This is a genomic window from Pseudarthrobacter sp. HLT1-7, from assembly GCF_059383435.1.
In genome coordinates this window covers 93840-108472 of sequence record NZ_JBWZCH010000008.1, presented here as the reverse complement: position 1 = coordinate 108472, position 14633 = coordinate 93840, and the positions used below count along the sequence as shown (strand labels likewise).

Annotated in this window: 15 protein-coding genes and 1 tRNA gene; all 16 read right to left on the bottom strand. The window is 66.6% G+C overall.

The annotated features are described in order from the left end of the window. Positions 1-7: 7 nt before the first annotated feature. A complete protein-coding gene (locus AC50X6_RS10105; protein WP_494966088.1) occupies positions 8-1165 on the bottom strand; it encodes a V-type ATP synthase subunit B in 1158 nt (385 codons plus the stop codon). Then, on the bottom strand, positions 1162-2922 hold the full coding sequence (locus AC50X6_RS10100) for a V-type ATP synthase subunit A (RefSeq protein ID WP_494966087.1): 1761 nt from the start codon (positions 2920-2922) through the stop codon (positions 1162-1164). Before AC50X6_RS10100 ends, AC50X6_RS10105 begins: the two co-directional genes overlap by 4 nt. Then, a complete protein-coding gene (locus tag AC50X6_RS10095) occupies positions 2919-3287 on the bottom strand; it encodes a V-type ATP synthase subunit F (RefSeq protein ID WP_494966086.1) in 369 nt (122 codons plus the stop codon). The genes AC50X6_RS10100 and AC50X6_RS10095 overlap by 4 nt, the downstream gene beginning before the upstream one ends. Further along, positions 3284-4378 carry a V-type ATPase subunit gene (locus AC50X6_RS10090; RefSeq protein WP_494966085.1) on the bottom strand — a complete coding sequence of 365 codons (1095 nt, stop codon included), beginning with the start codon at positions 4376-4378 and terminating at the stop codon, positions 3284-3286. The genes AC50X6_RS10095 and AC50X6_RS10090 overlap by 4 nt, the downstream gene beginning before the upstream one ends. Further along, positions 4375-4971, bottom strand: a complete 597-nt coding sequence (locus AC50X6_RS10085) for a hypothetical protein (protein ID WP_494966084.1) — start codon at positions 4969-4971, stop codon at positions 4375-4377. The genes AC50X6_RS10090 and AC50X6_RS10085 overlap by 4 nt, the downstream gene beginning before the upstream one ends. Further along, a complete protein-coding gene (locus AC50X6_RS10080; protein WP_494966083.1) occupies positions 4971-5198 on the bottom strand; it encodes an ATP synthase subunit C-like protein in 228 nt (75 codons plus the stop codon). Before AC50X6_RS10080 ends, AC50X6_RS10085 begins: the two co-directional genes overlap by 1 nt. 43 nt (positions 5199-5241) lie before the next feature. Continuing rightward, positions 5242-7173, bottom strand: coding sequence for a V-type ATP synthase subunit I (locus tag AC50X6_RS10075; RefSeq protein ID WP_494966082.1), 1932 nt, complete (start codon positions 7171-7173; stop codon positions 5242-5244). Between the two features lie 3 nt (positions 7174-7176). Then, entirely contained in the window at positions 7177-7530 is a 354-nt protein-coding gene (locus tag AC50X6_RS10070; RefSeq protein ID WP_494966081.1) for a hypothetical protein, read from the bottom strand. After that, positions 7527-8177, bottom strand: a complete 651-nt coding sequence (locus tag AC50X6_RS10065) for a V-type ATP synthase subunit D (protein ID WP_494966080.1) — start codon at positions 8175-8177, stop codon at positions 7527-7529. The genes AC50X6_RS10070 and AC50X6_RS10065 overlap by 4 nt, the downstream gene beginning before the upstream one ends. Positions 8178-8288: 111 nt before the next feature. After that, positions 8289-9422, bottom strand: a complete 1134-nt coding sequence (locus AC50X6_RS10060) for a sensor histidine kinase (protein WP_494966079.1) — start codon at positions 9420-9422, stop codon at positions 8289-8291. Between the two features lie 38 nt (positions 9423-9460). Continuing rightward, positions 9461-10108, bottom strand: a complete 648-nt coding sequence (locus AC50X6_RS10055; protein WP_494966078.1) for a response regulator — start codon at positions 10106-10108, stop codon at positions 9461-9463. Positions 10109-10272: 164 nt separating this feature from the next. After that, a tRNA-Pro gene (locus AC50X6_RS10050) sits at positions 10273-10349 on the bottom strand. A 151-nt stretch (positions 10350-10500) separates the two neighbouring features. After that, the gene (der, locus tag AC50X6_RS10045) at positions 10501-12051 is read right to left on the bottom strand and encodes a ribosome biogenesis GTPase Der (RefSeq protein ID WP_494966077.1); all 1551 of its coding nucleotides are present in this window, start codon (positions 12049-12051) and stop codon (positions 10501-10503) included. After that, positions 12048-12803, bottom strand: a complete 756-nt coding sequence (locus tag AC50X6_RS10040; RefSeq protein WP_494966076.1) for a lysophospholipid acyltransferase family protein — start codon at positions 12801-12803, stop codon at positions 12048-12050. The genes der and AC50X6_RS10040 overlap by 4 nt, the downstream gene beginning before the upstream one ends. After that, the gene (cmk, locus tag AC50X6_RS10035; RefSeq protein ID WP_326967617.1) at positions 12796-13524 is read right to left on the bottom strand and encodes a (d)CMP kinase; all 729 of its coding nucleotides are present in this window, start codon (positions 13522-13524) and stop codon (positions 12796-12798) included. Before cmk ends, AC50X6_RS10040 begins: the two co-directional genes overlap by 8 nt. Beyond that, positions 13524-14633, bottom strand: a complete 1110-nt coding sequence (locus AC50X6_RS10030; protein WP_494966075.1) for a prephenate dehydrogenase — start codon at positions 14631-14633, stop codon at positions 13524-13526. The genes cmk and AC50X6_RS10030 overlap by 1 nt, the downstream gene beginning before the upstream one ends.

Genomic DNA, 14633 nt, shown 5'->3' with positions numbered 1-14633 from the left:
AGCAGGCCTAGAGCTGGTCAGCCACTCCGCCATGATCTTCGCGCGTACGTCCCGCGCCGATGCCTGCGTTCATGAGCCGGCTCAGCGACGGCAGGACGTCGATGGGCGGGCTGATGCCGCGCCGGTTGAGGTCCCGCGACAGTACGATCTGCCCTTCGGTGATGTAGCCGGTCAGATCGGGAATGGGGTGGCTGATATCGTCGTCGGGCATCGAAAGGATCATCAGCTGGGTTACAGAGCCCTTGCGGCCACGCATCCGGCCGGCCCGCTCGAACAACGACGCCAGGTCGGTGTACATGTAGCCCGGATAGCCGCGCCTGCCGGGAATTTCCTCGCGGGCCGCGGCGACCTCACGAAGAGCCTCGCAGTAGTTGGTGATATCGGTGAGGATCACCAACACATGGCGGTCCTCCTCCCACGCGAGGTACTCGGCGGCCGTCAGGGCAGCGCGGGGGGTCAGCAGCCGCTCGACCGTTGGATCGTCGGCGAGGTTCAGAAAAAGCACCGTGCGTTCGAGGGCGGCACTATCGGCGAACTGGCCACGGAAGTAGGCTGCCTCGCGTTGCGTGACCCCCATCGCAGCGAAGACGACGACGAAATCCTCGTCACTGCCGACTACCCTCGCATTTGCGGCGATCTGCGCTGCCAACTCATTGGCGGGCAGGCCGAAGCCGGAGAAGATCGGAAGTTTCTGGCCGCGGACCAGGGTATTGAGACCATCGATCGCGGAAATGCCGGTCTCGATGAACTCAGAGGGGTGATCACGCACGGCCGGGTTCATCGGGGCACCGTTCACGTCGTGCTCGGCCACCGCGAGCAGCGGCGGGCCGCCGTCGATGGGCACGCCGGCGCCGTCGAGGATCCGCCCGATGAGGCCGGGCCCGACGGGCAGCCGGGCGAATGCACCCCGGGTCCGAATGACGGTATCCCGACGGTCGAGACCCCGGGTGCCCTCGAGCACCTGAACGACCATCTTCTCGCCGTGCACCTCAAGGACCCGACCCCGTCGTGTGCCGCCGTCGGGGTCGATGACGTCAACCAGTTCGTCGTACCCGACGCCGTGCACCTGGTCGGCTATGAGCAGGGGTCCGGAGACGTACGCCACCGTTCGATGGTCGACGGAGAGCTTGGTGGTGGGGCCGGCGTCCGGCGATAGGGATGTCATCGAAGTTCCTCGAGTTCTGTGCGGATGCGGGCGATCAGGTCATGCGAGCGGTGTGCCATGTCGGCCTCGGGCCAGGTGCGCATGCGCCCGATCTCGAGCAGCGACGCTACAGCCGACGCGGTGTCCGGCGTCACCCCCCGCTCCACCGCCACCGCCAGCGCTGCGTCCGCCGCGTGAATCACGGTGAGCATCGTGTGCTGCTTGGCGAGCGGACAGGATGCGTCGTCCTCATCGAACGCGGACTGCTGCAGAAAGTCTTCCCGCAGCAGCCGCCCGGTGGTGAGCACCACGCGCTGTGGTGCGGCTAGAGCGTCCGCTCCGAGCAGTTGCACGATCTCAAGCAGCGACGTCTCGCGTTGCAGCAGGTCCAGGGCCCAAGCACGCAGCTCGGGCCAGTCCGCGGAGACCGCCTCGGCAAACCATCCGTCGAGGTCGTAGAGGGTGTAGCTGCGAGTCCAGTTGATCGACGGAAAATGGCGGCGCCTCGCCAGCGTGGTGTCGAGCGCCCAAAAAGTTCCCGCCAACCGCAGACTGTGCTGGGTGATGGGTTCCGAGAAGTCTCCGCCAGCCGGCGATACCGCACCGACGACAGTGACGGAACCTGTCCGGTTCTCCTGGCCGAGGCAGCGCACTGCCCCCGCCCTTTCGTAGAATTCGGCGAGACGCGTGGCGAGGTACGCCGGGTATCCCTCCTCCGCCGGCATCTCCTCCAAACGGCTGGAAACCTCCCTGAGGGCCTCGCCCCAGCGGCTGGTGCTGTCTGCCATCAGCGCGACGTGCAGGCCTTGGTCCCGGAAGAACTCCGCGATGGTGATGCCGGTGTAGATGCTCGCCTCGCGGGCAGCGACGGGCATGTTCGACGTGTTCGCGATCAGCACCGTCCGTTGCATCAGCGATGTGCCCGTGCGGGGATCCACCAGGGCCGGAAACTCCTCGAGCACCTCGGCCAACTCGTTACCGCGTTCCCCGCAGCCGATGTAGATCACCACATCCGCTGTGGACCATTTCGCCAGCGATTGTTCGAGGACGGTTTTGCCGGTGCCGAACCCTCCCGGGATCGCCGCGGCTCCCCCGCGCGCGATGGGGAACAGGGTGTCGATGATGCGCTGGCCGGTGACGAGAGGCACATCGAGAGCGAGTCGCTCCGACGCCGGCCGCGCCGTCCGCACCGGCCAGTACTGCAACATCGCCACTTCCGCGTCGCCGACGCTTGCGACCGGGTCGGTGACAAGCAGTTCTCCGGTGCGCAGGTTGCGGACAACACCGCTCAGCCCCGGCGGGACGAGGACACGGTGCGGGATGGCCGCATCCGGGACAGTGCCGAGAAGGTCTCCTGGCCCCACCTGATCACCATTGCGGACCGCGGGCGAGAAGTCCCACCTGCGCTCGCGGTCCAACGCCGCTGCCCGCGCCCCGCGCGCGATGGTCGCGACGGCATAGGGGTCATCCCCGACGCGGGCGAGCACCGGCAGCGGCCGTTGCGTTCCGTCGAGGATCTGCCCGAGCAGCCCCGGTCCCAACTCGACCTGGAGCGGTCTGCCGGTGCCCACAACAGGTTCCCCCACGGCGAGGCCCGCAGTGTCCTCATACACCTGGATCACGCATCGATCACCGTCGATCCGAATCACCTCGCCGGGCAGTCGTGCCGTGCCGACGAGCACGACGTCGTAGAGCCGGGCGTGGAGGCCCGTCGCCTCGGCCACGGGGCCGGCAACCCGCCACAGGGTTCCGGCACTGGTCAGAATCTGTGTGCTCATTTCGGGCCTTCCGAATCGAATGTGATTTCATAGCCGACTGCCTGCCACAGCCTCTGGAGGAGCCGTTCCCGCCGGCCGGAGTCGCCCTGCAGCAGCTCACCGGCAGGGAGCGCCACTACCAGTGGGGGCAGGGTTCTTTCCAGACGCCGGAGCAGCGGCGGGTCCAGGGCCGTGAAGTACGGCTCGTGGACAGCGATGACACCCACCTCGTCGCCGGCGTTGAGGAGTTCAATGAGCTTCGCACCGGCGGCCCCGGCATCGGCCACCACCAGGACATCGGCACCGGCGAGACGGTACCCGACAGCCAATTCATCGATCGTGACGACAAGCACCCGGGAACGCACGTCCGGCTTCGCGGTGGTCATGGTCGGGCTTCCGGCAGCAGAAGCTGCTTGCCGAGATCATCGGGCGAGGTTCTGAGCGCAGCACCCTGGGCCAGCACGCGCAGGTTCCGCGTCTCGAGCTCCAACTCGGCAACATAGGCGATCGGCATGGCGATTCCCATGGGGTCCCCCCGTCGAAACAGCGAGATTTGGTCCAGCACCCGGCGTTGTTCCAGCACACGCTGCGCCGCGGCCAGATCATGGTCACGCGACCAGGCTTCCAGCGGTGTGCGGAGGTAGCGGGCCGAAGCGGAGAGAATTGACGAGGTCTCGGCGTCTGCGACTTGCCTCAATGCGGACTCCAGTGTGGACGTGGCGATGCTGCCGCCCGGTGACCACGGTGCAACGCCGGGCAGCGTGTCCAATTCGCGCCCGGATAGTGCGGATCGAAGTCGAAGCAGCGCCATCACGTTGGTTTCGTCGACGCTGCGGGCGAGTGATGCGCGGAGGTCCGCCGCTTCGGAGCCGAGGTGGTCGAGTTCGCGAACGATCCGTCCCGTGTGGGCGGCGATGACTGCACTCTCGAAGTGACCGAGGTTGGCATCACGCTCATAGGCGGCGAAGGCATTCACCGTGGCACGCGCAGTGACGGGATCCGGCAGTTCCCAGCCCGCCAGCAGCGCGAGAGCAGCAGCCGGCTCATGCTGACGAACGATTTCACGGGCGAGCACATCGGTGAAGGCTCCAACGGGAATGATGTCCTCGAGCACCTGCTCCTCGTCTGCGCGTCGCAGCACACCGCGCAGCAGAACGAGCAGATTGTGCAGGTCAAATCGCGCCAGCAGAAGGTCCACCAGCGATCGTGCGGCGTCACTGTAGAACCCGCGCATCACTTCGAGTTCGCGGGCTTCGTGTGCCCTTAGGGCGGCATTCAACCGCCGCACACCGCCGCCGCGGGCGAGCGCGGCTTCAGCCTCTGTGCGCAGCGCGGTCGAGGCGAGAGCACCGAGGAGTCCATCAACGTCACGTCCCATCAACTCGGTCAGTTGCTTCTCGCCCATCCGGTCGAGTCGGCGGACCCGTAGGCGGGTGTTTCCGTATTCGAACCGGGGACGGGCTCGCAGAATAGTCATCGGCGGTGCTCCTCGCCCGTGTTGACGATGGCCCTTGCGAAAAGAATCCGAAGGCGGGATTCGGCATCCGAGAGGCGCTGTTCAAGAGTATTGACGACGCTGCGGCCGTCGGCGTTGACCGCTTCGACTCCACCCCACGACTGCAGGCTAGGGTCGAGTGTCACGGCGGGAACGATGTCCGCCACCTGCTCCCGGACAAGCTCCGCATCGCGGGGATCGATTCGAAGCCGCGTCGTGTCGGGGAGTGCTTCCATCGCCCCGCGGATGAGCTGCGCCAGCAACTCCGGATAGCTGCGCGTGTCACGCGTGGCGCGTAGTCCGCTGACGAGTTCCGTGCGCAGCGCGAGGAAGGCATCCTCGCGCGCTGAACGAACGCGGGCGGCGGCGGCAAGCCGGGCGGCGGCAAGCCGCCGTCCGGCCTCGACCCGCGCCTCGGCCCCGGCATGGACCTCAAGCTCCCGCTCCAGGGCCGCGGCTTTCACCGATGCCTCGGCGACCACCGCGTCCGCCTCAGCCTGAACTGCCCGGCGGTCCGCCGCGATCTCGTCGTCGGCTTCAGCCTGAATGGCCTTCAGCAGGTCACTAAGCGGCATTAGACCGGCAACAGAAGGATGGCCATTGCAGCCACCGCAAAGCCTAGGATAACGAGGGTCTCCGGTATGGCGACGAGCAGAATAGCCCTACCGGCAAGTTCTGGCTTCTCGGCGATGGCGCCCATGGCTGCGGCCCCGATTCGGGCTTGAGCCAGTCCGGTTGCCAGTGCCGAGATGCCTACCGCGAGGGCGGCGCCAATAGCGATGAGTCCGATTCCGATGTCCATTTTATTCTCCTTGGTTGTTGGCGGGTTGGTTGTTGGCGGGTTGTTAGCGGGTTGTTCCGAACGGGGTGAAGGCGTGGCCGCCGCCGATGAAGAATTTCGAGAAAAACTCGACGTAGTGAAGTCGCAGTGCCTGGATCAAGGGGCTGAATCCGGCGAGCGCGAGATTGAGTACGTGAAAGAACGTCGCGACGATGATGCCGAGCCAGAGCGGTCCGACGGTGGCGAGCTCGTTAGCGACGATGGCGAGGTACACCGATGCGAGGCCTACGGCTGCCAGGCGCAGATAGGAGAGGATGTTCCCGATCGCACCGAGCAGCTCCAGCGGCCCCATCATGAGCCCAAGAGTGCCGTGGAGTGACATCACGAGAACCAGCCCCACCACCGTCAATGCTATGGCCGGCGTCATGAACCCCGGCGGCAGGGCTCCTGCCGCGAAACCCGCCAAGGCGAGCATTCCGCACAGGAAGGCGAACGTACCCAGGCGGTCGAGGAGCTGACGGTGTGCGCGGTCCCGCCACGATTGCCACATGCCGAGGACAACGCCAAGCAGTACGTGCGCGGTCCCGATGGCGAGGGCAAAGAGCAGGAGCGGTTGCAATGCGTCTGCTCCGCCGCGGTAGAACCACAGCGAAAAGTCGCCGAACACGTTCTTCCCGAGATTACCCAGAGCTTCCCCGAAGAGGAATCCGAAGATGATTGCCCAGATCGCACCGAAGACCAGGACGCTGCACAGGTCCGCGACGGCGGGCGAATCCTTGCCGAACTTTCGTCGCGCCCACACCCCGGCGAGAAGAAGCAGGGCCCCGTACACGACGTCGCCGACCATCACACCGAACATCAGCGGCAAGAATATTGCCATCAGCCCGGTCGGATCCAGACTCGCGGCGCGCGGGTTGTCGAGAAACCGGGTCAGAAAACCGAACGGCCTCGCCGCGCGGCGCTCTTTCATCAGCACCGGTGTGCTGTGTGCACGCACATTGTGGGCCAGTTCCTCGATCACGAGCGGGCCCAGCGAAAGACCGTGGAGTTGGCCGATGAAACGAGCCACGCCCGGACGCGGGACCCACCCGACGATGGCGAACGCACGCTCGGTCACTCCGACCGCGGCCGCGGCAGCGAGCTGCTCGAGTTCGGCGCGCGCGCCCGCCAGCGTGGTGTGCCACGCCACCGCATGCGGCCGGATGAGCTCTTCCAGTGCCTGATGAGCGTCCGTGATTTCGTCCGGCAGCGCATCCAGCCGGGTGCGCATCGCAGCCAGAGCCCCAAAGAGGGACTGGCCGGAGTACGCGCTCGGAAGCGGCAGGTGCCGGACGTGCTCCTGGCCCAGAAGGGTGTGAAGGCGTGCGGTATCGCGGTGTGAGAACACGAGCAGACACCCGATCGCGTCAGCACCGACCCGGGCCGAGGTGAGGTCGAAGCGGGCTCCGAATTCCTGGGTGAGCTCACTCCGTAGCATGTCGACCAACGTGTCATCGGAGGTGCTCAGCACAAGAGCCGCGGTGTCCAGCCCGAGCTTCTGCAAGTCGTTCTCGCTGAGGCCCGCGAGCTCGGGTACCAGATTCGCCAACTTTTCCAGCGGATTCAGGTACCGGGGCAGCACCGCCAGCTCGTCCGCGAGCATATCGAGCCGTCGGGCAGCCGCCTCCACCAGGATGCTGACGCGATCGAGTTCGGCCTCGACGGCGGACAGGTCAACAGCGCCGCGTACAGGATCCGGGTCGCCCTTGGTAAGCGGTTCGATGTTGTCATCGCTTCGAATCAGGGTGAGAAGCGCGTCGAGGCGGGCGACGAGGAGTTCAAGACGCGCCTGCGAGCCGGCGTTCGCGGCATCGAGCCCGGCCGCGTCGACGTCGAGCGCGGAGTCCTTCGATACGTCGACCAGTTGCATGCCCTGGAGCCGGTAGATGCCTTCGAGAACTGCACTCAGCTGCTCTCGCTGGCCTGCGATCTGCAGTTTGGCCATGGGAATCAGCATCAGTCACGCCTCCTTAGGATCGTGCGCTTCCGGAAGAGCGACGGCCCGCATACCGGCAAGCAGTTCGGCCCGCATCGTGGTCACCCGCAGGTGGAGCGCGGCGATCTCGTGGTCCGCTCCCGCCAGGATCGACGCGGTTTCGATCTCGGTGGCTAAACGGACTTCCTGGCGGGTGCGCTCCGCCGCACGCGCACCACGCTCACGTGCTTCGGCGAAGAGACCGTCAGCCTCCCGCCGGGCAGCCTGAGAGCTTTCGGCGGCGAACGCACGGTGCTTTACCCGGTCCGACAGCGCGCGTTCCAGATCCCGGATGGCGTCCAGCGCGCCCGGCGTGTTCTGCTCGCCCCGGGCCGTCACGCGAGAACCACCACTTCGTCGCGGGCATCCACCCGCATGCTCTTCGCGCGCATCAGCCGCACCCTGTCCTCCAGTTCGCGTTCGTCGAGCACCAGGGCGATAAAGTCGCGCTCACCTTCGAGCCGGGGTATCACAACGTGCTCGAGTGCGCTCACGCGCCGCGTCGTGCTGGCAATCTCTTCGGCGAGGCGCCGCAGCGTCAGTTCGACCGCCGCGAGATCCAGGAGCCGCTCCATTTGACGCTCGAAGGCGTCGCCGGCGACATCGACTCGTGCCGACGAGAAGGGCAGCCCGTAGCCGCGAGCCATACTCGATCGCGCCACTGGTTCGTGGGACAGTTCAGCGATCCGCACCCCGGCCACCGAGCGGGTGGTGAGCTCAACACCGATACTGGACGAGGCGGCGACCGCCGCGGATCCGACGAATTCCGGACCATCCAATGCGAGGGCCTCCCCGAGCGCCCGCCGGGCGGCTGCCGCGCCGCGCTCGAGTTCGCGCATTGCCTCGAGCACGGAGGTACCGAGTCGTTGAAACTCTTTCATCAGGGCCGCCCGCTTTTCACTCAGCAGATCCCGGCCCTGACCGGCGAGCCTGATCTGGCCGCGTCGTGCCAGAAGCTCGCTGCGCGTAGCACTCACCTGATCCATGAGCCCAGTCTTGCAGTTTGACCGTCCGCACCCGGAGAGACAACCGAATGAAACTTCAGCTAGGCGCCGGAGCCGATCGGAGGTCCTCCGATCGGCTCCACCGGCCGTCGATCAGGCCGTTTTGGAGCGCGCCGGCACCGGCAGGCTCACCCGGACCTGTGTTCCCCGACCGTCTGTACCGGCGGCATATTCGAAGCTTCCTCCGATCGCCGAGGCACGCTCGGCGCAGGAGGCAAGACCAATATGCCCATTCAGCGGAGCTTGCTCAACTTCGCTCACATCGATCCCCACGCCGTCGTCAACCACGATCATCTCGACCGTGTCGGGAAGCCTCCGGACAGAGACCGACAGGGTGTCGGCGTGGGCGTGTTGGACACAGTTGGCGATCAACTCACGGGCGATCGCGAACAGCAGCTGATCGTGCACTCCACTCGCGGCCGGCTGGACCTCGACGAAGGCTGCAAACCCTCCGCGATCGCCCGCGCGAGCGGCGATGGCGTGGATAGCACCACGAAGTCCCACTGGATCGAGGACATACGGGTGGAGGTCAAAGACGGCCTCCCGTATCTGCGAGATGCCGCGGTCCAGCCCCTCGCTGATCAACGTGGCGTTCTCGCGCCCTTCGGACCCCAGAAGGTGGCGGGCCGCAAGGAGATTTTGAAGTGCGTGATCGTGCAGCGACGTCGCCAACATTTTTCGCGCCTGGTCTTCAGCATCGAGGGCTTGCGCCACGAGACGGCCGCGGACCGCGGAAAGCTCCGAGACTTCGCGCGTCCGGCGGGCCAGAATCGCCGACAGGACGGTTGCAGCGGCGCCGGTCCAGGCCAGGAACAGAATCTGCGTAACTTCGAACCCCACAGCGTCCCTCCGGACCTGGGTGGATTCCGGGTAGGTGACGGCAATGAGGGCGTACAAAACCAGTCCGGCTGCCGAGAACGTTGCAGTCAAGCGGGGGTTCATCAGCAGCGCCGCACCAATGGGCAACAGGAAGAACGCGTATCGAAGCTGCGAGAACGGACCTCCCGAGGTCGCCACGAGGGCAGCAATCAAGATGATGTCGACGGTGGTGAGCACGGCCGGGGTAATGAGCGGGCGGCCGCGCAGTTCCGAGGCCATGGCGGCAGCGGCGTAGAGAGCGGCGAGCAACAACATCGGGGGGAACGGAGCTTGATTTGCCTCGGGATGTTCAACGAGACGTTCGGCCAGGAAGAACACGGGCACCGCAACTAACCGGATGACGGCCAAAGCTCCGCCTGGGCGAGACATCACACGGGTACGCGGACTCATTCCAGCAGCCCGCGTCGCATCCCCTCCGCCACTGCCGCGGCGCGATCCGATACCCCGAGCTTCTCATACAGGCCCTGCAGATGACTCTTGATGGTTGCGGTGGACAGAAAGAGGAGTTCCGCTATTTGCGGGGCAGATCGACCCCCAGCGACGTGCACGAGTATCTCGAGTTCACGCTTGGATAGAGCGGGGCGGGCCTGTGCGCCCCGGAGGCGGATTTCGGCTGCCAACGAGGCCTGCACATCGGACCCGAGCACTGTCTCACCCCGGCTCACAGCCCGAATAGTGTCCGTGAGGAGTTTCGGGTCAACGCTCTTCGAGAGATAGGCGCTGGCACCTGCGGCCACGGCGTCGAAGGCCACTGAACCGTCTACGTAGGCCGAAAGGAGAATAACCCGGGTGGAGAGCTCGTCGCGACACAGGGCATTGACTACCTGGAGGCCATCGAGTACGGGCATCCGGATATCGAGCACCGCGACATTCGGGGATAGTTCGCGGATCAACTCCATCGCGTGCCCACCATCCGAGGCCTGGCCGACAAGTTCAAATTCAGGCTGATCCCTGATCGTCTGCACCAGCGCACGCCGGAACAGCGGATGGTCATCGGCCACCACGATCCGTACACGGGAACCCACGGTATGCACGGACCCAGCATAGCCTCGATGCACCGATCTGCCTGGCGTTCCACCGGCGGTCCGCGAATCCTGACGGGCCGGAAAAACAGGACCCGGTAACAGGACCCCGTATCCGTGCCGGGAAACAGAAAACCCCGCCACTCCCTTGGCAGGAATGGCGGGGTACTTTCTGTTGGTCGGGCTGACAGGATTTGAACCTGCGACCCCTTGACCCCCAGTCAAGTGCGCTACCAAGCTGCGCTACAGCCCGTTGATTCCGCCGTTCTCCGCTCACGATGTAGTCCTCTTGTGTATCCAAGGGATTTCATCCGAGCAGTCCGGCCGAACCACCTCCAAAAGCTTACACGATTCCGGGGTGGGCCAGTGACACGTTCAGCACCTCCCGGACGGGTGGGCCGGAATCAGCGCTTCTTGCCGCGCTTTTCGCGGACCCGCATGTTGACCTCGATCGGCGTGCCCTCGAAGCCGAAGGTTTCGCGGAGCCGGCGGGTGATGAAGCGGCGGTATCCCGGGTCGAGGAACCCGGTGGTGAAGAGCACGAACTTCGGCGGGCGGCTGGAGGCCTGGGTGCCGAAGAGAATGCGGGGCTGCTTGCCGCCGCGGACCGGGTGCGGGTGCGCGGCCACAAGCTCGCCGAGGAAGGCGTTGAGCCGGCCGGTGGGGATGCGCTTGTCCCAGCTTTCCAGGGCGGTGTCCAGCGCCGGTACCAGCTTGTCCTTGTGCCAGCCGGTCAGAGCCGAGATGTTGACGCGCGGCGCCCAGGCCACGTGGGCGAGGTCCTGCTCGATTTCTCGCTCCAGGTAGCTGCGGCGTTCGTCGTCCAGCAGATCCCACTTGTTGAAAGCCAGAACCAGCGCGCGGCCGGATTCGATGGCCAGCTGCAGGATGCGGACGTCCTGCTCGCTGAGCACTTCGTCCACGGCGAGGAGCACAACCGCCACCTCGGCCTTTTCCAGCGCACTCTGGGTCCGCAGCGAGGCGTAGTAGTCCGCGCCCTGGGCCATGTGCTGGCGGCGGCGGATGCCGGCGGTGTCGACGAAGCGCCAGGTGCGGTCGCCGAGTTCGATGAACTCATCGACCGGGTCCCGCGTGGTCCCGGCAGTGTTGTCCACCACGACCCGCTCGGAACCGGCCAGCTTGTTCAGCAGCGAGGACTTGCCGACGTTCGGGCGCCCGATCAGGGCGATGCGGCGGGGGCCACCGGAGCGCTCGAGTCCTTCGATCGTGGAGAACTCGGGGAGCGTGTCGATAACGTGGTCCAGCAGGTCGGCCACGCCGCGGCCGTGAAGGGCGGAGACCGGGTACGGCTCGCCAAAACCGAGGCCCCAGAGCGAAGCCGAGTCGGCTTCCTGCGCAAAGTCATCCACCTTGTTGGCCACCATGATGACCGGCTTCTTGGACTTGCGGAGCATCTTCACGACGCCTTCGTCCGTGGCGGTGGCACCGACGGCGGAGTCGACGACGAACAGCACGGCGTCGGCGAGTTCCACGGCCATTTCGGCCTGCTCGGCGACGCGGGCGTGGATGCCGCGGGCATCGTGCTCCCAGCCGCCGGTATCAACCACCGTGAAGTTCTGGCCGTTCCAGGTCGCGGAGTACATCACACGGTCCCGGGTGACTCCGGGGGTGTCTTCCACGACGGCCTCGCGGCGGCCCAGGATCCGGTTGACCAGAGTGGACTTGCCCACGTTGGGCCGGCCGATGATGGCCAGGACCGGGTCAAGCTTGACCGGACCGTCGAAGTCCTCGTCGTCGTAATCGCCGCTCAGGAGGGCGGCGTCTTCCTCATCCAGCTCATAGTCGTCCAGGCCGGCCCGGAGGGAGGCCGCGCGGACCTCTGCTTCCTCGTCGTCCAGGGCGGCAAGATGCTCGGCCACCTGGTCCGTGCCGGTGGGCGTGTATTCGTCTTCGCCGGCGCCAATGTGGCCGGAGGTTTGAGTCGTATCGCTCATTGCACTTTCCTTATGGGGTGATCTGCCGGCGTCCCGGCTACTGCTTCATGGCGTTCTTGCGGGGAATCCGCGTCGGGCAGGGGCTGCCCGGTTCTGAGGATGGAGTCCTGGACATGGCGGGCCAGCGCGGCGCGGATCTCGGTTCCGGCCCTGTCCATTGAAACACGCCCGGTCTCGCCGGGCCTGCGGCTGACATTGAGGGCCCCGCCGAAGCTGACGTGCAGCCTCCGGCGGAACCGGGGAACGGCGTCGAGGTGTTCGCCGCCGATCCGGGTGCCAAGGATGGCCACGGGGACCACGGTGGCCCGGGAGTTCAGCGCGAGCCAGGCCACGCCGTTGTTGATCGCGGCGGCTTCGCCGCTCCCCCGCGTTCCCTCCGGCAAAATCCCGACGCACCGTCCGGCGTCGAGCACCCGCTTGGCCAGGTGGAGGGCAGCACGGTCCCCCGCGCGGTCAACGGGAAGCTGGCCGGAGGCCTGCAGCACCCGGCCCAGGCGGCCGGCGAACATTTCCTTCTTGACCAGGATATGCATGGCACGGGGCGAGGCCCCGAACATGACAGGCCCGTCGAGGAAACTGATGTGGTTCGCGGCGAAGATCACCGGACCCGCCGCCGGCACGTTCGAACGTCCCGACACCGAGGTCCGGTAGAGGACATGGTCCAGGATCCAGCCGACCGGCCGGCTCCACGCCGTCGTCCAGCGGGCCGGGAGCGCCGGATCTGCGTCACTCCGCGTCCGCGCCTCAGTCACGGTTGATCGCCTTGTGGTCGATGATGCCGGTCACGATACTGAGCGCCGCGTCGACGGTTTGGGCAAAGTCCAGTTCCGAGGAATCCAGCGTGACGACGCCGTCGGCCGCCTGGCTGAAGTTCACCACAGTGGAGTCCCTGGCATCACGCCCGGTGACCTGCGCGGCAAGCTGTTCAGCGCTTTGGCTGCCGCCGAGCTGCATGCCCCGGCGGCGCAGGCGCGCCTCTTCGCTGGCGGTGAGCAGCAGCCGCACTTCGGCGTGGGGCGCGACGACGGTGGTAATGTCGCGGCCCTCGACCACCATCCGGCGGTGGTGCTGTTCGATCAGCTCACGCTGGCGTCGGATCAGTTCGGTGCGGGCGCCGAGAGTGGTGGCGACGGCACTCACGGCGGCGGAAATCGACGGTTCACGGACCGCGAGCGTGACGTCGGTTCCCCCGACGCGCACGTACTCCTCCAGCGGGCTCGTGCTGATCTCCAGCGGCAGGCTCTTGGACGCGGCCTCGACGGCGGCCCGGTCCGCCAGGTCCGTGCCGCGGTCAAGGCAGAACCACGTCAGGGCACGGTACATTGCGCCGGTGTCGAGGTACGCCAGTTTCAGCCGGCGGGCCACCTCTTTGCTGACGCTGGACTTGCCGGAGCCGGACGGACCGTCGATGGCCACCACGAGGCTTTTGCCCGGGCGGAGAACGTCCACAATCTCGATGAGTTCCTGGGTCATTACTGGAGTACCTGCCATCCGCGGTCATTGAGGGCTTCGATTAACAGGTCGTGTTTGTTCGGCAGTACGGAGATCTCCACCATGCCAACGTTCTGGCCCGAGGAATGGTCCAGGCGGAGATCCTCGAGGTTGACGCCGATCTCGCCGATCTCCGTGAGGAGCCTGGCGATCTGTCCCGGGGAGTCATCCACCAGGACCGTCAGCCAGGAGTACGCCTGCGGCGGCCCGCCGTGCTTGCCCGGAATGCGGGACTGGCCTGCGTTGCCCTCGCTGATCAGCTGCGCGAGGTCCAGCCTCGCGCCGGGCGCCGTCGGGTTCTCGAGCGTGCCGATCACCCGGTTGAGGTCCTCGCGGACCCCGTGCAGGACATCCACCACTTTGTCCGCGTTCGCGCCCAGGATCTGCACCCAGAGGGTGGGATCGCTGGCGGCGATGCGGGTGACGTCCCGCAGCCCGTTGCCGGCGAGGGACAGCGCATGCAGGGGCGTGCCCTGCAGCCGGCTGGCCACGAGCGAGGCCACCACCTGGGGCACGTGTGAGACAAGCGCCACGGCCTCGTCGTGTTCCCCGGCTCCGAATTCGGAGACGACGGCGCCGAGGTCGCCGGCCAGCGCGCGTGCCGCCTGGAGCGATTCGGGCAGGGTCTCCTCCGAGGGGCACAACACCCACGGCATCGAGGTGAAGAGCTCGCCGCGGGCAGCGACGGGCCCGGACTTCTCCCGGCCCGCCATGGGGTGGGTTCCCACATAGCGGCCAAGGTCCGCGCCGCGGGCACGCAGATCGGCCAGGATTCCGGCCTTGACACTGGCGATGTCAACGACGACGGCCTGGGGGTAGTCCGCGAGTGCCCGGTCCACCACCTCAGCCGTGACGTCCGGCGGCGCGGCGACCACCACGAGCTCGGGCTGTTCCCCGTCAAGGCGCGCCAAAGGCAGGCCGGCGCCGATGTCGACGGCGACGGCCTGATGGGTGGGCGAGGGGTCGGAGAGGAACACTGCCACTCCGCGGCCCCGGAGCCCCAGCCCGATGCTGGTGCCCAGGAGCCCGGTGCCCACGACCACCACCGGACCGATCAAGTGGCCGCGGCCGTGGGTGCGAAAGGCGGACAT

Coding starts and splice junctions, on each gene's coding strand:
- AC50X6_RS10085 (WP_494966084.1), bottom strand. CDS start 4,971: ATGCCGCTTAGTGACCTGCTGAAGGCCATTCAGGCTGAAGCCGACGAC.
- cmk (WP_326967617.1), bottom strand. CDS start 13,524: ATGACCCAGGAACTCATCGAGATTGTGGACGTTCTCCGCCCGGGCAAA.
- AC50X6_RS10030 (WP_494966075.1), bottom strand. CDS start 14,633: ATGTCCGCCTTTCGCACCCACGGCCGCGGCCACTTGATCGGTCCGGTG.
- AC50X6_RS10075 (WP_494966082.1), bottom strand. CDS start 7,173: ATGCTGATTCCCATGGCCAAACTGCAGATCGCAGGCCAGCGAGAGCAG.
- AC50X6_RS10090 (WP_494966085.1), bottom strand. CDS start 4,378: ATGACTATTCTGCGAGCCCGTCCCCGGTTCGAATACGGAAACACCCGC.
- AC50X6_RS10105 (WP_494966088.1), bottom strand. CDS start 1,165: ATGACATCCCTATCGCCGGACGCCGGCCCCACCACCAAGCTCTCCGTC.
- AC50X6_RS10065 (WP_494966080.1), bottom strand. CDS start 8,177: ATGGATCAGGTGAGTGCTACGCGCAGCGAGCTTCTGGCACGACGCGGC.
- AC50X6_RS10095 (WP_494966086.1), bottom strand. CDS start 3,287: ATGACCACCGCGAAGCCGGACGTGCGTTCCCGGGTGCTTGTCGTCACG.
- AC50X6_RS10100 (WP_494966087.1), bottom strand. CDS start 2,922: ATGAGCACACAGATTCTGACCAGTGCCGGAACCCTGTGGCGGGTTGCC.
- der (WP_494966077.1), bottom strand. CDS start 12,051: ATGAGCGATACGACTCAAACCTCCGGCCACATTGGCGCCGGCGAAGAC.
- AC50X6_RS10080 (WP_494966083.1), bottom strand. CDS start 5,198: ATGGACATCGGAATCGGACTCATCGCTATTGGCGCCGCCCTCGCGGTA.